Origin of the sequence: Streptococcus mitis (genome assembly GCF_946188685.1) — a bacterium.
GTDB classification, from domain to species: Bacteria; Bacillota; Bacilli; order Lactobacillales; family Streptococcaceae; genus Streptococcus; species Streptococcus mitis_CC.
Genome location: NZ_CAMHWH010000001.1, coordinates 96,266 through 112,342 on the forward strand (window position 1 = coordinate 96,266; position 16,077 = coordinate 112,342).

Here is a 16,077-nt window from a genome sequence, read left to right on the forward strand (position 1 = left end):
AACTAAATAAGTTTCCGTGAGAACTATTTTATCATTTTCAAAAAAGATGTCAAGAAAAAAGTTTCCTAGAGAACTATTTTCTTGATTAAAAAAATCCCAAGTGATTTTTTCACTTAGGATTATGTTCTCTAGGTTAAATTAGAACCCGTCTACGTTCGTATAAATCTTTTGTACGTCTTCGTCGTCTTCAAGAACGCTGTAAAGTTTTTCAAAGGTTTCAAGGTCATCGCCTGACAATTCCACTTCTGACTGAGGAATCATTTCCAATTCAGTAACTTGGAATTCTTCGATACCTGACTCACGGAGGGCAACGATAGCCTTATGAAGGTCAGTTGGAGCTGTGTAAACTGTGATTGTACCTTCTTCTGCTTCTACATCATCCACATCCACATCTGCTTCAAGCAATTGCTCAAAGACTGCATCGGCATCTTCACCTGCAAATACAATAACACCCTTGTTATCGAAGAGGTATGAAACCGAACCTGAAGCACCCATGTTTCCGCCATTTTTACCAAAAGCTGCACGGACATTGGCTGCTGTACGGTTAACGTTAGAAGTCAAAGTATCAACAATCAACATAGAACCATTTGGTCCAAAACCTTCGTAACGTCCTTCTGTAAAGGTTTCGTCTGTGTTTCCTTTAGCCTTATCCAAAGCTTTATCGATAACGTGTTTTGGCACTTGGGCTTGTTTAGCACGGTCGATAACGAATTTCAAAGCTGAGTTTGATTCTGGATCTGGATCACCTTTTTTAGCTGCTACATAGATTTCTACACCAAATTTTGCATATACTTTAGAGTTAGCTCCATCTTTAGCCGTTTTCTTGGCTACGATATTGGCCCATTTACGTCCCATTAGGAATCTCCTTTTTTCACATTTTAATCTTTCTTATTATAACACAAGTTTTTTCGATTTTCACTAGAGGAAATGGATTTTATTCAGCAAATCGAGCTATGATGACACTTTTGTTGCCAAGATGGCCTTGCCTTCTTTTATCAAAGGATGACGGAACAGTGAAAAGTACAGTTGAATGGTCATAGCAACCCAGATAAGGGGTTCACAAAGGATAACACCCTTATAGCCTGCCCAAGGAATAATAAAGACCACAAAAGCGATTTTCCCGATTAGTTCAATAAAGCTGGAAACCAGAGGAAGGACCTTTTGCCCCAAGCCCTGCAAGCAATTGCGATAAATCAACAAGAAACTCAAAATAGGATAAAAGGCTGAGCTGATTTGCAGATAGAGACTACCATTTTCTACCAAGTAACCATCCGTTGAACTGGCCAAGAAGGAAACTAAGGCTGGACTGGCAAAAAAGAGGAAGATACAAACAAAAACTGCCCAGGACATACTCAAACGACTGCCGATTCGAAGTCCTTGAACAATACGGTCTGGTCGCTTGGCCCCAAGATTCTGCGAAGCAAAAGTTGTCATCGAGGCAGAAATAGCGGTCATAGGAAGAAGGGCGAAGGCCATAATGCGTCGAGCTGCCGTCTGGGCACTGATAATTACGGCACCAAAGGTATTAACAGAAGACTGTAAAATCACACTACCAATGGACACAATTGAACTCATCAAGCCCATAGCCAAACCTTGCTCCAAGAGATCGGCGTATAAGGCCTTGTCCCATTTGAAATGCTTGAGTTGAGGGAGTAGCTCAGGCACACTCTTACGGATATAATAAAAGCAAAGAACCGCTGATAAACCCTGCGAAATGATGGTAGCAAGTCCCGCCGATTGAACTCCAAGATGCAATTGCGTAATAAAATAGAGATCCAGAACCACATTGACCAGAGCAGAGAAAATCAAAAAACCAAGCGCAGCCAGACTGTCCCCAATAGACCGCAACAAGCCTGCAAAAAGATTATAGGCAAAGCTGACACCGACACAGGTTACAATCATAGAAATATATTGATAAGACTGAGGAAGGATTTCTGCAGGAGTATCTAGGTATTGCAAGAGAGGATACAAACCAAGAAAGCCCAGCAGCATAACTACAACACTCAAAAGAGCACCTAAAATCCAGGTGGCTGCTACTGCTTCCTTAATTTTTATAAAATTCCGAGCCCCGTAATAACGGGCAATGACAATTCCCATGCCATTACCAACACCAAGAGTAAATCCTACAATCAAGTCAAAAATTGCTGTCGTCGCTCCTACTGCAGCCAAGGATTCTTGACCAAGAAAACGCCCAACAATCAAGACATCAGCAGTATTATAGAGCTGTTGAAAAATATTTGATAGCAAGATTGGGAAGGCGAAGCTTAAGAGCGAGGGAAGAATCGGACCATGTATCAGGTCCACTGTTCGTTTTTTATTCATAAGGCTATTATATCAGCTTTCGAAAGGAGCGACAAGAAACAGCAAACTATAGATGATCTAAAAACTTGAATCAAAAACCAAAAAAGCAGCGGATGTTCTCCACTACTTTAACAGCTTATTCTTCAATTTCGATTTCAAGCTCGTCGCCTAGGTCAAGTGTAACTTCTTCATTCACAGAGTCTACTTGAACTGCTTCATCTTTTTTAGTTTCAACACCTTCTACAGAAGCTTCCTCTCCATCAATCAAACCAAATTGAACACGGACTTGATGGTCAATCTCATCAAAGACTTCTGGGTTATCTGCCAAGTATTTCTTAGCATTTTCAGAACCTTGACCGATTTTCTCATCCTTGTAAGAGTACCAAGCTCCTGCTTTTTTGATGATATCCAAATCGCTTGCGATTTTCAAGAGCTCACCAGTCTTAGAAATCCCTTCTCCGTACATAATTTCAACGAAGGCTTCCTTAAATGGTGGAGCTACCTTGTTTTTCACGACCTTGATTTTAGTTTCTTTACCGACATTGGTATCTTTTTGGTCACCAGTTCCCTTGATTTGTGTGCTTCCACGAACATCCAAACGGACTGATGCGTAGAATTTCAGAGCACGTCCACCAGGAGTTGTTTCTGGATTTCCAAACATGACCCCAACTTTTTCACGCAATTGGTTGATAAAGATGGCAATTGTTTTGGTTTTATTGATAGAAGCACCAAGTTTACGCATAGCCTGGCTCATCATACGAGCCTGCAAACCAACGTGGCTATCTCCGATATCTCCATCAATTTCTGCACGAGGTACAAGGGCAGCAACTGAGTCGACCACGACAAGATCTACAGCACCTGAGTCAATCAATTTTCCTGCAATCTCAAGACCTTGCTCTCCTGAATCTGGTTGAGACAAGAGCAATTCGTCAATGTTGACACCAAGGGCCGCAGCATAAGCTGGATCGAGGGCATGTTCCGCATCGATAAAGGCTGCAATTCCACCTTCTTTTTGCGCTTGCGCAACTGCATGAAGAGCAACCGTTGTCTTACCAGATGACTCTGGTCCGTAGATTTCGATGATACGTCCCTTAGGATAACCACCTGAACCAAGGGCAATATCAAGAGCCAAGGAACCGGAGCTCATCACTTGCACCTTTTGCTCAGCACGTTCACCCAAACGCATGATTGAACCCTTACCAAAGTCTTTCTCAATCAATTTAAGAGCGTCATTCAAGGCTTTTTCACGTTCTGCCCCGAATTTTTTTGAAATTTCATCTAATTTTTTTGGTTTTTTCGCCATTCTATTCTCCTACATTCTAATGGTCCTCAGACCTATCTACTATTATATCAAAAGTTAGTCACTTAATAAAGCCTTGCGAACTAGGTTAAAGGCATGCATAACCGCAATGTGACGTACATCTGCTCGACTTCTACCTCCAATATTAACCTTGATGACCTTAGTTCCATGCTCCTGTGCCAAGCCTATGAAGACTGTTCCAGCCGGGTGTCCTTCGAGGCTATCTGGTCCTGCCACTCCAGTCAAACTAAGGCCAAAATCTGACTGGGTCTTGCTTCGTGCCTGCTCAGCCATCTTCTGAGCTGTAAATTCAGATACCACACCCTGTTCTTCCAAGTCCTTGACAGGAATATCCAACATCTTTGATTTTTCCTCCAGGCTATAGGTCACGAAACCACCCTTAAATATACTTGAAGCTCCTGAAAAATCCGCCACAGTAGCTTGGAAAAGCCCTGCCGTCAAACTCTCTGCAGCCGTGATAGTTTTCCCTTGTTTTTTCAGTTCTTCTACCACAATGCTGGCCAAGCTAGCCTCCTCTCCATAACCATAACAGAGGTCTCGTAAAGAAATTCCTTCGAAAGTCTGGCAGTCCAAGATTTGATTTCCCAAGATATCCAGCGCTTGATTCGCCTCTTCTTGGCTGCTAGCTTTTGTTGACAGACGCAGAGTGACTTCTCCTGTCTTGGCATAAGGGGCCAAAGTCGGATCTGTTTGATTATCAATCAAATCAGACAAAATCGTAACCAACTGACTTTCGCCAATCCCAAAGAAACGAAGAACTCGGGAATATAGCTTACTCCCTGTCATCAACTTAGGTAGAAGTTGGTTTAAAACCATGGGTTTTAATTCACTTGGTGGACCGGGAAGGACGACATAGGTCACTCCATCGACTTCCAATATTCCCCCCACAGCCAGTCCTGTTTCGTTTGGTAGCGGAGTCGCTCCTTCTACAAGTTGAGCTTGTCTTTCGTTATTCGGTGTTCGGGCATAGTCTGGTCGCTGGGCAAAAAAGACATCCAACTTCTCCTGAGCCTGAGGATCGAAGACTAATTCTTTCCCTAAAAATTTAGCCAGAGTTTGTTTGGTCAAATCATCCTCAGTTGGCCCCAAACCACCTGTCAAAATCACCAGACTGCTGCGTTGACTGGCAATCTCAAGCAGGGACAAGAGACGAGCTTCATTGTCTCCTACAGCCGTTTGAAAATATACGTCTACCCCAATCTCTGCTAGTTTTTCCGATAAAAACTGGGCATTGGTATTGACAATCTGTCCTGTCAAAATCTCTGTTCCAACAGCAATGATTTCTGCTTTCATGTTTCCTCCTACCTATCTATTCGTATTTTTTTGAAAAAATCGCAGGAAATTTCCCACGATTAATTTTTTATTTGTATTAAAAAACGAACTATTCTACTTCATTTGTTACAAAAACACCTTGTTGTTGATTCTCCCCATCACCAACAGGCACCCGTCCAAACAAATCTTCAAATAAGACAACATTTGTTTCAAGCTGAGTGACTTCTTCTTGTCCCAAAGAACGTCGCAATATATTCTGCATTTCCAACATATGCTCTCTCGAAACAATCTGGTAAGAAATACCTTGCAACATCTCTCCCTCACCCTTCAACTGTTGTGATTCAATGGTTTTAAATGAATCTTTATAGCCCAACAAGCTTGGAATACTTTTTGCAGATAAATCAATGTTGGTTTGCATATTAGTACTTAGGGCTTTTAAAATAGATTGGTAGTGACTGACACTATTCAAACTAAGAACTTTTTCGACAACCTTTTGAATAACTTCACGTTGTCTCTTTTGACGACCATAGTCTCCTTCAGGATCCTGATAGCGCATACGGGAATAAACAAGGGCTTCTTCTCCATTTATTGTCTGCTCTCCAACACCGATAGAAATGGTATTAAATTCCTCTTGATCACTGATAGAAATTGGGAAGCCTAGCGTGTTATTGACAGTTATACCACCCACTGCATCGACTAATTGTTGCAATCCTTGCATATTAACCATAATGTAGCGATCGATATGGATATTCATCATCTTTTGAATCGTTGAAATAGCTAATTCTGCACCTCCACCAGCATAGGCAGCGTTTAACTTCGCTTCCTCAATCTGGCCATCTTTATGCTGAATTTTAGTCAGGATGTCACGTTCCAAACTCAACATCATGGTTTTCTTAGTATGTGGATTCACCGTCAAGAGAATCATGGAATCACTATTTCCAGCCCATTGATCTGTACGCTCTACATTCCCAGTATCAACCCCCATCAAAAGAATCGTTAAGGGTTCAGTCGCCTCAATAACATTGGTTTCTTCTCCGATTTTTTTATAGGTTTTTGATAAGGTTTGTGTACCTTGCTGATAAATAGTATAAGCAAAAACACCCACACCCAAAACCGTCACAGCTAGAAAAGCTAGCACCATTCCAATAATTTTTTTAACCATATTTCTATTAATCTATCAGCCTACCCATCAGGTAAACATCGATAAATTCCCCTTCTTCTATGTACGCACCGCGCTCTTGTCTACCTTCAATTACAAAGCCATGTTTTTGATATAGATAAACTGCAGCCTGATTACGAGTTTGGACAGTAAGTTGAAGTCGACGAAGAATGCCACTAGCCTGTGCCCATTCTATGACTTCTTCAAGTAACAAACTTCCCAGCCCATTATTCCAATATTTCTTACCAATCACAATAAAGATATCTCCAATATGACGAACTCTCTTGCGTTGATCAGCTGTGATATTTACCAGACCAGCAATTTCATCATTCAGCAAGGCCAGTAAAGTGATTTGATTTTCCGAGTGAGCATGTTTATCCAAAAACAACTCCATCTCAGTATCTGTCATCAAAATGCCATTCCTGTCCAGACTGGTAAAATCTGTTTCTACACTGACACGATTTAAAAATGTCACTAATTCAGCCGCATCACTAGGTTCTGCTTCTCTAATGAGCAATTCATACTCCATGTTGAAGCTCCTCTAAGAGTTTTTCTGCACGCAAACCCTTTGCTTGGAAATGTAATCTGCGACCGTCTTCTTCTTTTAGAATTTCCAATTCTAAATAGGTATCTGGTAAGGCATCACCTAAAAGATGTCCCCACTCGATGACAGTTACCCCACCACCAAAGAGAAACTCATCCAAATCAATAGAATCCGCATCTCCCTCAATACGATAAACATCTAGGTGGTAAAGCGGAAGACGACCTTCATACTCTCTTACGATAGTGTAGGTTGGACTCTTAATCATCTGGGAAATCTGTAACCCTTTAGCTAGGCCTTTTGTAAAGGTCGTTTTGCCCGCACCCAGTTCTCCAGTTAGAATTAAGACATCATTCTTTTCCAATAAATAGCCCAAACGTTCACCTAAGGACTGTAACTCTTCTTCGTTTTTAGTGTACATGTTTCTATTATACCAAAAAGTTGTTCTTTGTCGAGATATTATCTGTGAATTTCATATTATGAATTGTAAAAACTTCGGTCAGTTCTTGTTTTGATTTTAAAATAGAAACAGTAAGAATACAACCAACAAGATATCTCTCATCAGGTGGCTATAAAATGAAACTTCCCAACGAATGACTTTTGGCACCAACAGTCCTAGAAATAGCATTCCTAAGGTAATATAAAAGGTCATGGATAATAGCATCCAAGGATTTCTGAGAAAGATTAGAATAGCTAGTCCACTAATAAAACAGATTTCCTTCTTACCCAAAATCTTTTTCAATCCATTTACATACTTCTGAATCGGTAGAAAAACTAACAAATCAATACCAAATAAGAAAAAGAAACTTGGTAGAAAGGCTTCCACAAACCCTTCTACGGATGTATTTCCTGCAAGGATATGGTCTATGACAATTAAAGCTAAACCCAAAATGTTTACTAAGAGCAAGAGACTATACAAGAATTGTTGCTTATCTTCCTTAAAAACTGAATAAGATTGATTTCCCTTTCCACTATAGTAGTTTAGCCCTGCACCAATACTGGCAAGGAGCAACATGCCAACTAAATAATAGAAGCAGTTTTGATTTAACATCAAGGCCCAAGTTGATAAACTTAAACAAGAACAGCTACTAATACCAAAAATAGTAAACAATAACAAAACACGAATTTGCTTTTTCATTTTTTCCATCATTCTTCCTCCCTACTTGCTCTTATTATAGGCTAGAAATTCTTACCATTGCTAAAATATTTCTCAACTGTCAGTTTTCTACTCTAAAATGCAAAAAAGTTTGATGCAAGTATCCCTTACATCAAACTTTTATTATTTCTCTTAAAACCAAAGAGCAATTTCTCTCTTAGCTGACTCTTCTGAATCTGAACCATGTACAACATTTTGGATAGCTTGGTTTTCTCCAGCAGCTTTTGCAAAATCACCTCGAATAGTTCCTGGTAAAGCTTCTTCTGGACGAGTTGCCCCCATCATGCTCCGCCAAGTTTCGATTACTTTGGGACCAGAAATGATGCCCACAAGAACTGGTCCTGAAGTCATGAATTCACGAATCGGTGGGTAAAAACTTTGGTCAACCAAGTTCTGATAGTGCTGGTCAATCAACTCTTCTGAAACCTTTGTACGCAACTCCAATTTTTCGATTGTCAATCCACGTTGTTCGATGCGTTTCAACACCTCACCCACTAATCCTCTTTTTACACCGTCTGGTTTAATGATAAAAAATGTTTGTTCCATACTTGTCTCCTTTGTCAGCTTCTTTCTTTTATACTCTTCGAAAATCTCTTCAAACCACGTCAACGTCGCCTTGCCGTAGGTATGGTTACTGACTTCGTCAGTTCTATCCACAACCTCAAAACAGTGTTTTGAGCTGACTTCGTCAGTTCTATCTACAACCTCAAAGCAGTGCTTTGAGCAACCTGCGGCTAGTTTCCTAGTTTGCTTTTTGATTTTCATTGAGTATTATTTTACCACATTTCATGGAAAAATGGAGAAAGTTTTCAGAAAAGAGAAAGAGAACCCGAGGGCTCTCTTATTCTCTTTTATTCTACTGTTTCTTCCACAGTTTCAACGGCAGTATCCACAACTACTTCTGTTGTTTCTTCATTTCCTTCTTCCTCTACTGGAGGATTAAGGTATTCTTCTTCGTTGACAGCATGTGGTTCAAGGTTACGGTAGCGAGCCATACCAGTACCTGCTGGGATGATCTTACCGATGATAACATTTTCTTTAAGTCCAAGGAGATGGTCTTTCTTACCACGGATAGCTGCGTCAGTAAGGACACGAGTTGTTTCCTGGAAGGAAGCCGCTGACAAGAAACTGTTGGTTTCAAGTGAGGCTTTGGTAATTCCCATAAGAACTGGTCGACCAGTCGCTGGAACTCCACCTGCGATAAGGACATCTTTGTTGGCATCTGTAAAGTCATTGATATCCATAAGGGTACCCATGAGAAGATCTGTGTCACCTGGATCCATGACACGGACTTTACGGATCATTTGACGAACCATTACCTCAATGTGTTTGTCACCGATTTCTACCCCTTGGCTACGGTAAACTTTTTGTACTTCACCAAGAAGATAAGTTTCAACTGACAAGACATCACGGACTGCAAGGAGACGTTTTGGTTGGATAGAACCTTCTGTAAGAGCAGCACCACGCGCTACTTGGTCTCCAACTTCGACACGCATACGAGCTGTAAATGGAACGACATATTCCCCTTCGCCAGTTTCACCCTTAACAAAGACTTTCTTAGTACGAGTTGATGCATCCTCTTCGATAGCGGTAACTTGTCCTTTAACCTCTGTGATAACCGCTTCCCCTTTAGGATTGCGGGCTTCAAAGATTTCTTGGACACGAGGAAGACCCTGAGTGATATCGGTATTTGAGGCAACCCCACCCGTGTGGAAGGTACGCATTGTAAGCTGTGTACCAGGTTCCCCGATAGATTGGGCAGCGATTGTACCGACTGCTTCACCAACTTCAACCGCATCACCAGTCGCCAAATTGATACCATAACAGTGACGGCAGACACCATGACGAGTGTTACATGTAAATACGGAACGGATAGTGACTTCTTCCACACCAGCATTGACAATTTCACGCGCCTTGTCTTCTGTAATCAACTCATTTGGACCAATAATCACTGCACCAGTTTCTGGATGTTTAACAGTTTTCTTAGTGTAACGACCATTGAGACGCTCTTCGAGTGACTCGATCATTTCTTTTCCTTCTGCGATAGAGCGGATCAAGAGACCACGGTCAGTTCCACAGTCGTCCTCACGGATGATCACGTCTTGGGCAACGTCAACCAAACGACGAGTCAAGTAACCTGAGTCGGCTGTCTTAAGGGCCGTATCGGTCATACCTTTACGCGCACCGTGAGTTGAGAAGAACATTTCCAATACCGACAAACCTTCGCGGAAGTTTGAAAGGATTGGCAATTCCATGATACGTCCGTTCGGAGCAGCCATCAGACCACGCATGCCGGCAAGCTGTGAGAAGTTTGATATGTTACCACGGGCTCCAGAGTCCATCATCATAACGATTGGGTTCTTAGGATCTTGGTTGGCAATCAAACGTTTCTCAAGTTTTTCACGGGCAGCACGCCATTCGGCTGTAACAGCATTGTAACGCTCGTCGTCTGTGATCATACCACGACGGAATTGTTTGGTGATTTGTTCTACACGTTTGTGTGATTCTTCAATGATTTCAGCCTTGTCATCAACGACTGGGATATCGGCGATACCCACTGTCAATCCTGCAAGAGTTGAGTGGTGGTAACCGAGGTTCTTCATACGGTCAAGTAGGGCAGAAGTTTCTGTCGTACGGAAACGTTTGAAGATTTCAGCGATGATATTTCCAAGGTTTTTCTTCTTGAATGGGGGGTTGAGTTCAAGTTTGCTGATTGCTTCCTTGATATCTCCACCAAGTGGCAAGAAGTATTTAGCTGGAACACCTTCTGTCAAGTTGGCATTGTTTGGTTCTTGCAAGTATGGTAGACCCTCTGGCATGATGTCGTTGAAGAGGATTTTACCAACTGTTGTAAGCAAGACCTTGTGTTTTTGCTCTTCTGTCCAAGGCTTGTTGAGGCTGTCTGTTGCGATACCAACACGTGAGTGAAGGTGAACATAACCATTACGGTAAGCCATAACCGCTTCGTCACGGTCTTTGAAGACCATTCCTTCACCTTCACGACCAGCTTCTTCCATAGTCAAGTAGTAGTTACCCAAAACCATGTCCTGAGATGGAGTAACAACTGGTTTACCATCTTTCGGGTTCAAGATATGCTCAGCAGCGAGCATCAAGATACGAGCTTCTGCTTGGGCTTCTTCTGAAAGCGGTACGTGGATGGCCATTTGGTCCCCGTCAAAGTCGGCATTGTAGGCTTCACAGACAAGTGGGTGCAAGCGAAGGGCCTTACCATCAATCAAGACTGGCTCGAAGGCTTGGATACCCAAACGGTGAAGGGTCGGTGCGCGGTTCAAAAGTACTGGGTGTTCTTTAATTACTTCTTCAAGAATATCCCAGATACGCTCATCTCCGCGTTCCACCAAACGTTTAGCTGCTTTGACGTTTTGCACGATATCACGGGCAACAATTTCACGCATCACGAATGGTTTAAAGAGCTCGATTGCCATTTCACGTGGCACACCACATTGGTACATCTTAAGAGTTGGACCAACGGCGATAACGGAACGTCCTGAGAAGTCAACACGTTTACCGAGCAAGTTTTGACGGAAGCGTCCTTGTTTACCTTTAAGCATGTGGCTCAATGATTTCAGTGGACGGCTACCTGGCCCTGTGATTGGACGACCACGACGACCATTGTCAATCAAAGCGTCAACCGCTTCTTGAAGCATACGCTTCTCATTTTGAACGATGATACCTGGTGCATTCAACTCAAGCAAGCGAGCCAAACGGTTGTTACGGTTGATAACACGGCGGTAAAGGTCGTTCAAGTCAGATGAGGCAAAACGGCCACCATCCAACTGCAACATTGGACGAAGATCTGGTGGAATAACTGGAAGGATGTTGAGAATCATCCATTCCGGTTTGTTTCCAGATTTGTAAAAGGCATCCAAAACATCCAAACGACGGATGGCTTTGACACGCTTTTGTCCAGTAGCTGTTTTCAACTCTTCTTTGAGTTCAGCAATTTCTTTTTCAAGATCTACTTGTTTCAAAAGGTCTTGGATAGCTTCGGCACCCATCTTGGCAACGAACGATCCATAACCATACTCACGCAAGCGCTCACGGTATTCGCGCTCTGTCATGATAGACTTGTGCTCAAGTGGTGTATCCTTAGGATCAATCACCACATAAGCCGCAAAGTAGATAACTTCCTCGAGGGCACGAGGGCTCATATCAAGGGTCAAGCCCATACGGCTTGGAATCCCCTTGAAGTACCAGATGTGAGATACAGGAGCTTTCAACTCAATGTGCCCCATACGCTCACGACGAACTTTTGTACGCGTTACTTCAACCCCACAACGGTCACAAACAATTCCTCTGTAACGAATGCGTTTGTACTTACCACAAGCACATTCCCAGTCTTTTGTAGGACCAAAGATAACTTCATCAAAGAGCCCTTCACGTTCTGGTTTTAAGGTACGGTAATTGATTGTTTCAGGTTTTTTGACTTCTCCATAAGACCATGAACGGACTTTGCTTGGAGAAGCTAGGGTGATTTGCATACTTTTAAAACGATTTACATCAACCACTATTTCTTCCCTTTCTATTCTAAGTGAACTGCTTATTCTTGTTCAGCAGCTTCTTCTGTTGCTTCCGCTTTTGTTGCTTTCTCAGCTTCTTCAGCTTCAAAGGCTGCTTTAGCCTCTTGTGCTGCTTTTTCGCGGGCTTTTTCAAGGTCATCTACGTGGATGACATCTTCGTCCATTCCTTCATCCAAGTCGCGAAGTTCCACTTCTTGGTCATCTTCGTCTAGGACACGCATGTCAAGACCAAGAGATTGCAATTCTTTGACAAGAACTCGGAAGGATTCTGGAACACCTGGTTTTGGAATTGGTTTTCCTTTTGTAATGGCTTCATAAGCTTTCAAACGTCCATTGATATCGTCAGACTTGTAAGTCAAGATTTCTTGAAGGACATTTGATGCACCGTAGGCTTCAAGAGCCCAAACCTCCATCTCACCGAAACGTTGTCCACCAAACTGAGCTTTACCTCCAAGTGGTTGTTGAGTAACGGTTGAGTAAGGTCCAACTGAACGCGCATGCAATTTATCATCAACCATGTGGTGGAGTTTGATCATGTACATGACTCCGACAGAAACACGGTTATCAAACGGTTCACCAGTACGTCCATCATAAAGGATTGTTTTGGCATCACTATCCATACCAGCTTCTTTAACAGTTGACCAAAGGTCTTCAGAACTTGCTCCGTCAAAGACTGGTGTTGCGATGTGAATACCAAGAGTACGAGCCGCCATACCAAGGTGGAGCTCCATAACCTGACCGATATTCATACGTGATGGCACCCCAAGTGGGTTCAACATGATATCGACTGGAGTTCCGTCTGGAAGGTAAGGCATATCTTCTACAGGAACGATACGAGAGACAACCCCTTTGTTTCCGTGACGTCCGGCCATCTTATCTCCGACCTTGATCTTACGTTTTTGAGCGATGTAGACGCGAACCAGCATGTTAACACCTGATTGCAATTCATCTCCATTTGCACGTGTAAAGATTTTAACATCACGAACGACACCATCGGCACCGTGTGGTACACGAAGAGAAGTATCACGCACTTCACGAGATTTATCTCCGAAGATAGCGTGCAAGAGACGTTCTTCAGCTGAAAGGTCTTTCTCACCCTTAGGTGTTACTTTACCTACAAGGATATCACCTTCTTTAACCTCAGCACCGATACGGATAATACCCATTTCGTCAAGGTCTTTAAGGGCATCTTCACCAACGTTTGGAATTTCACGAGTAATTTCTTCAGGCCCAAGCTTTGTATCGCGTGTTTCTGATTCGTATTCTTCAAGGTGGACAGATGTGTAGACATCGTCTTTCACCAAGCGTTCGCTCATGATAACGGCATCCTCGAAGTTGTAACCTTCCCAAGTCATGTAGGCAACGATTGGGTTTTGTCCAAGCGCCATTTCTCCATTTTCCATAGAAGGTCCGTCAGCAATGAAATCGCCTTTTTCAACGACATCTCCAACTTTTACGAGAGTGCGTTGGTTGTAAGCAGTACCTGAGTTTGAACGACGGAATTTTTGGATGTGGTAAACATCCAATGAACCATCTTCACGACGAACTTCTACCTTGTCAGCATCTGCGTAAGTAACTTTACCATCATACTGAGCAATCACAGCAGCTCCTGAATCGTGGGCTGCTTGGTATTCCATACCAGTACCAACGTAAGGTGCTTTAGGATTAATCAATGGTACAGCCTGACGTTGCATGTTGGCTCCCATGAGGGCACGGTTGGAGTCATCGTTTTCCAAGAAAGGAATACATGCTGTCGCAACGGCAACTACCTGTTTTGGTGATACGTCCATATAGTCAACAACATTAGCTGGATACTCTTGGTTGACCCCTTGGTGACGTCCCATGACAACTTTCTCAGCAAATGTTCCATCTTCATTCAGACGAGAATTAGCCTGTGCTACAGTATATTCATCTTCTTCATCGGCTGTCAACCAAACGATTTCGTTCGTAACAACACCTGTTTCACGGTCAACTTTACGGTATGGTGTTTGAACAAAACCATATTTGTTCAAGTGTCCGTAAGATGACAAGTTATTGATCAAACCGATGTTAGGTCCTTCAGGTGTCTCGATTGGACACATACGGCCATAGTGAGTGTAGTGCACGTCACGTACTTCATATCCAGCACGGTCACGTGTCAAACCACCAGGTCCTAAGGCTGACAAACGGCGTTTGTGAGACAACTCAGAAAGTGGGTTGTGTTGGTCCATGAACTGTGACAACTGTGATGAGCCAAAGAATTCTTTAACCGCAGCTGTTACAGGACGGATATTGATAATTTGTTGTGGTGTCAAGACTTCGTTGTCCTGAACAGACATACGTTCACGGACATTACGTTCCATACGAGAAAGTCCAAGACGTACTTGGTTGGCAAGCAATTCACCAACCGCACGGATACGACGGTTCCCAAGGTGGTCGATGTCATCTACACGGCCAAGTCCTTCAGCCAAGTTGAGGAAGTAGCTCATCTCGGCAAGAATATCTGCAGGAGTGACGATACGAACCTTGTCATCTGGATTAGCATTACCAATAATAGTTACAACACGGTCTGGATCAGTTGGAGCAACAACCTTGAATTTTTGAAGAACAACTGGCTCAGTCACAACGGCTGCATCATTTGGAATGTAGACAATCTTGTTCAAGTCGCCATCCAAATGGCTTTCAATACTTTCAATCACGCTACGAGTCATGACTGTTCCAGCTTCTACCAAGATTTCGCCGGTTTCAGGGTCTACCAATGGCTCAGCAATAGTTTGGTTAAGCAAACGTGTTTTAACATTGAGTTTTTTATTGATTTTGTAACGACCAACTGCTGCCAAGTCATAGCGACGTGGGTCAAAGAAACGAGCTACAAGCAAGCTACGTGAGCTTTCAGCAGTCTTAGGCTCACCTGGACGAAGACGTTCGTAAATTTCTTTCAAAGCTTCGTCGGTACGAGAGTCCATTGGGTTCTTATGGATATCTTTTTCAACAGTGTTGCGAACCAATTCGCTATCACCAAAGATATCAAAGATTTCATCATCACCTGAGAAACCAAGCGCACGAACCAAGGTTGTAAATGGAATCTTACGAGTACGGTCGATACGAGTGTAGGCGATATCTTTTGAGTCACTTTCAAGTTCCAACCAAGCTCCACGGTTAGGGATAACAGTTGAACCGTAGCCCACTTTACCGTTTTTATCAACTTTATCGTTAAAGTAAACACCTGGTGAGCGGACCAACTGAGATACGATGATACGTTCACCACCATTGATGATGAAAGTACCCATTTCTGTCATGATTGGGAAATCACCAAAGAAAACTTCTTGAGTTTTGATTTCGCCTGTTTCTTTATTGATCAAGCGGAAGGTTACAAAAATTGGTGCTGAGTAGCTAGCATCGTGGATACGAGCCTCTTCTAGCGTGTATTTTGGTTCCTTGATTTCATATCCAACAAATTCCAACTCCATTGTGTCTGTGAAGTTTGAAATTGGCAATACATCTTCAAATACTTCCTTCAGACCGTGGTCTAGGAAATCTTTGAATGAGTCAGTTTGAATTTCAATCAAATTTGGTAAGTCAAGAACTTCTTTGATTCTTGAAAAACTACGACGGGTACGATGTTTCCCGTATTGAACGTCATGTCCTGCCAAGATGATTCTCCTTTGTAAATAAGTTCCAAGCCTTGTCAATCAGGCTTTTCTAATCGTCATATGGTTTTAAAAACCCCTATCACCGTGTCCTCTTGATAAATTTTCAGAATCTTTAAGTCTCTGTTACAAACACACAAAATCCTGAAAAAAAGCA

11 protein-coding genes are annotated in these 16,077 nt (G+C 42.5%); all 11 read right to left on the reverse strand.

Annotated elements, in window-relative coordinates; translation table 11 throughout:
* Window positions 1-138: 138 nt before the first annotated feature.
* Complete coding sequence (locus N8N51_RS00445) at window positions 139-855, reverse strand: YebC/PmpR family DNA-binding transcriptional regulator (protein ID WP_000532882.1); 717 nt, start codon at window positions 853-855, stop codon at window positions 139-141.
* Window positions 856-951: 96 nt separating this feature from the next.
* Window positions 952-2,322, reverse strand: a complete 1,371-nt coding sequence (locus N8N51_RS00450) for an MATE family efflux transporter (RefSeq protein ID WP_125454388.1) — start codon at window positions 2,320-2,322, stop codon at window positions 952-954.
* Window positions 2,323-2,437: 115 nt separating this feature from the next.
* A complete protein-coding gene (gene recA, locus N8N51_RS00455; protein ID WP_084864764.1) occupies window positions 2,438-3,604 on the reverse strand; it encodes a recombinase RecA in 1,167 nt (388 codons plus the stop codon).
* 54 nt (window positions 3,605-3,658) lie between these two features.
* Window positions 3,659-4,915: a competence/damage-inducible protein A gene (locus N8N51_RS00460; RefSeq protein ID WP_084888228.1), complete on the reverse strand. Its 1,257-nt coding sequence runs from the start codon at window positions 4,913-4,915 to the stop codon at window positions 3,659-3,661.
* An 88-nt stretch (window positions 4,916-5,003) separates the two neighbouring features.
* Window positions 5,004-6,056, reverse strand: coding sequence for a glycopolymer--peptidoglycan transferase LytR (gene lytR / locus N8N51_RS00465; protein WP_000239273.1), 1,053 nt, complete (start codon window positions 6,054-6,056; stop codon window positions 5,004-5,006).
* Window positions 6,057-6,063: 7 nt separating this feature from the next.
* Window positions 6,064-6,582: a GNAT family N-acetyltransferase gene (locus N8N51_RS00470; RefSeq protein ID WP_261103344.1), complete on the reverse strand. Its 519-nt coding sequence runs from the start codon at window positions 6,580-6,582 to the stop codon at window positions 6,064-6,066.
* Window positions 6,572-7,015 carry a tRNA (adenosine(37)-N6)-threonylcarbamoyltransferase complex ATPase subunit type 1 TsaE gene (tsaE, locus tag N8N51_RS00475; RefSeq protein ID WP_084929786.1) on the reverse strand — a complete coding sequence of 148 codons (444 nt, stop codon included), beginning with the start codon at window positions 7,013-7,015 and terminating at the stop codon, window positions 6,572-6,574. The genes N8N51_RS00470 and tsaE overlap by 11 nt, the downstream gene beginning before the upstream one ends.
* A 96-nt stretch (window positions 7,016-7,111) precedes the next feature.
* On the reverse strand, window positions 7,112-7,741 hold the full coding sequence (locus N8N51_RS00480) for a competence protein (protein ID WP_261103345.1): 630 nt from the start codon (window positions 7,739-7,741) through the stop codon (window positions 7,112-7,114).
* Between the two features lie 141 nt (window positions 7,742-7,882).
* Window positions 7,883-8,296, reverse strand: a complete 414-nt coding sequence (gene ndk / locus N8N51_RS00485) for a nucleoside-diphosphate kinase (RefSeq protein WP_045612330.1) — start codon at window positions 8,294-8,296, stop codon at window positions 7,883-7,885.
* A 305-nt stretch (window positions 8,297-8,601) separates the two neighbouring features.
* On the reverse strand, window positions 8,602-12,279 hold the full coding sequence (rpoC, locus tag N8N51_RS00490) for a DNA-directed RNA polymerase subunit beta' (RefSeq protein WP_000228741.1): 3,678 nt from the start codon (window positions 12,277-12,279) through the stop codon (window positions 8,602-8,604).
* A gap of 32 nt (window positions 12,280-12,311) precedes the next feature.
* Entirely contained in the window at window positions 12,312-15,923 is a 3,612-nt protein-coding gene (gene rpoB, locus N8N51_RS00495) for a DNA-directed RNA polymerase subunit beta (RefSeq protein WP_261103346.1), read from the reverse strand.
* Between the last annotated feature and the right edge of the window lie 154 nt (window positions 15,924-16,077).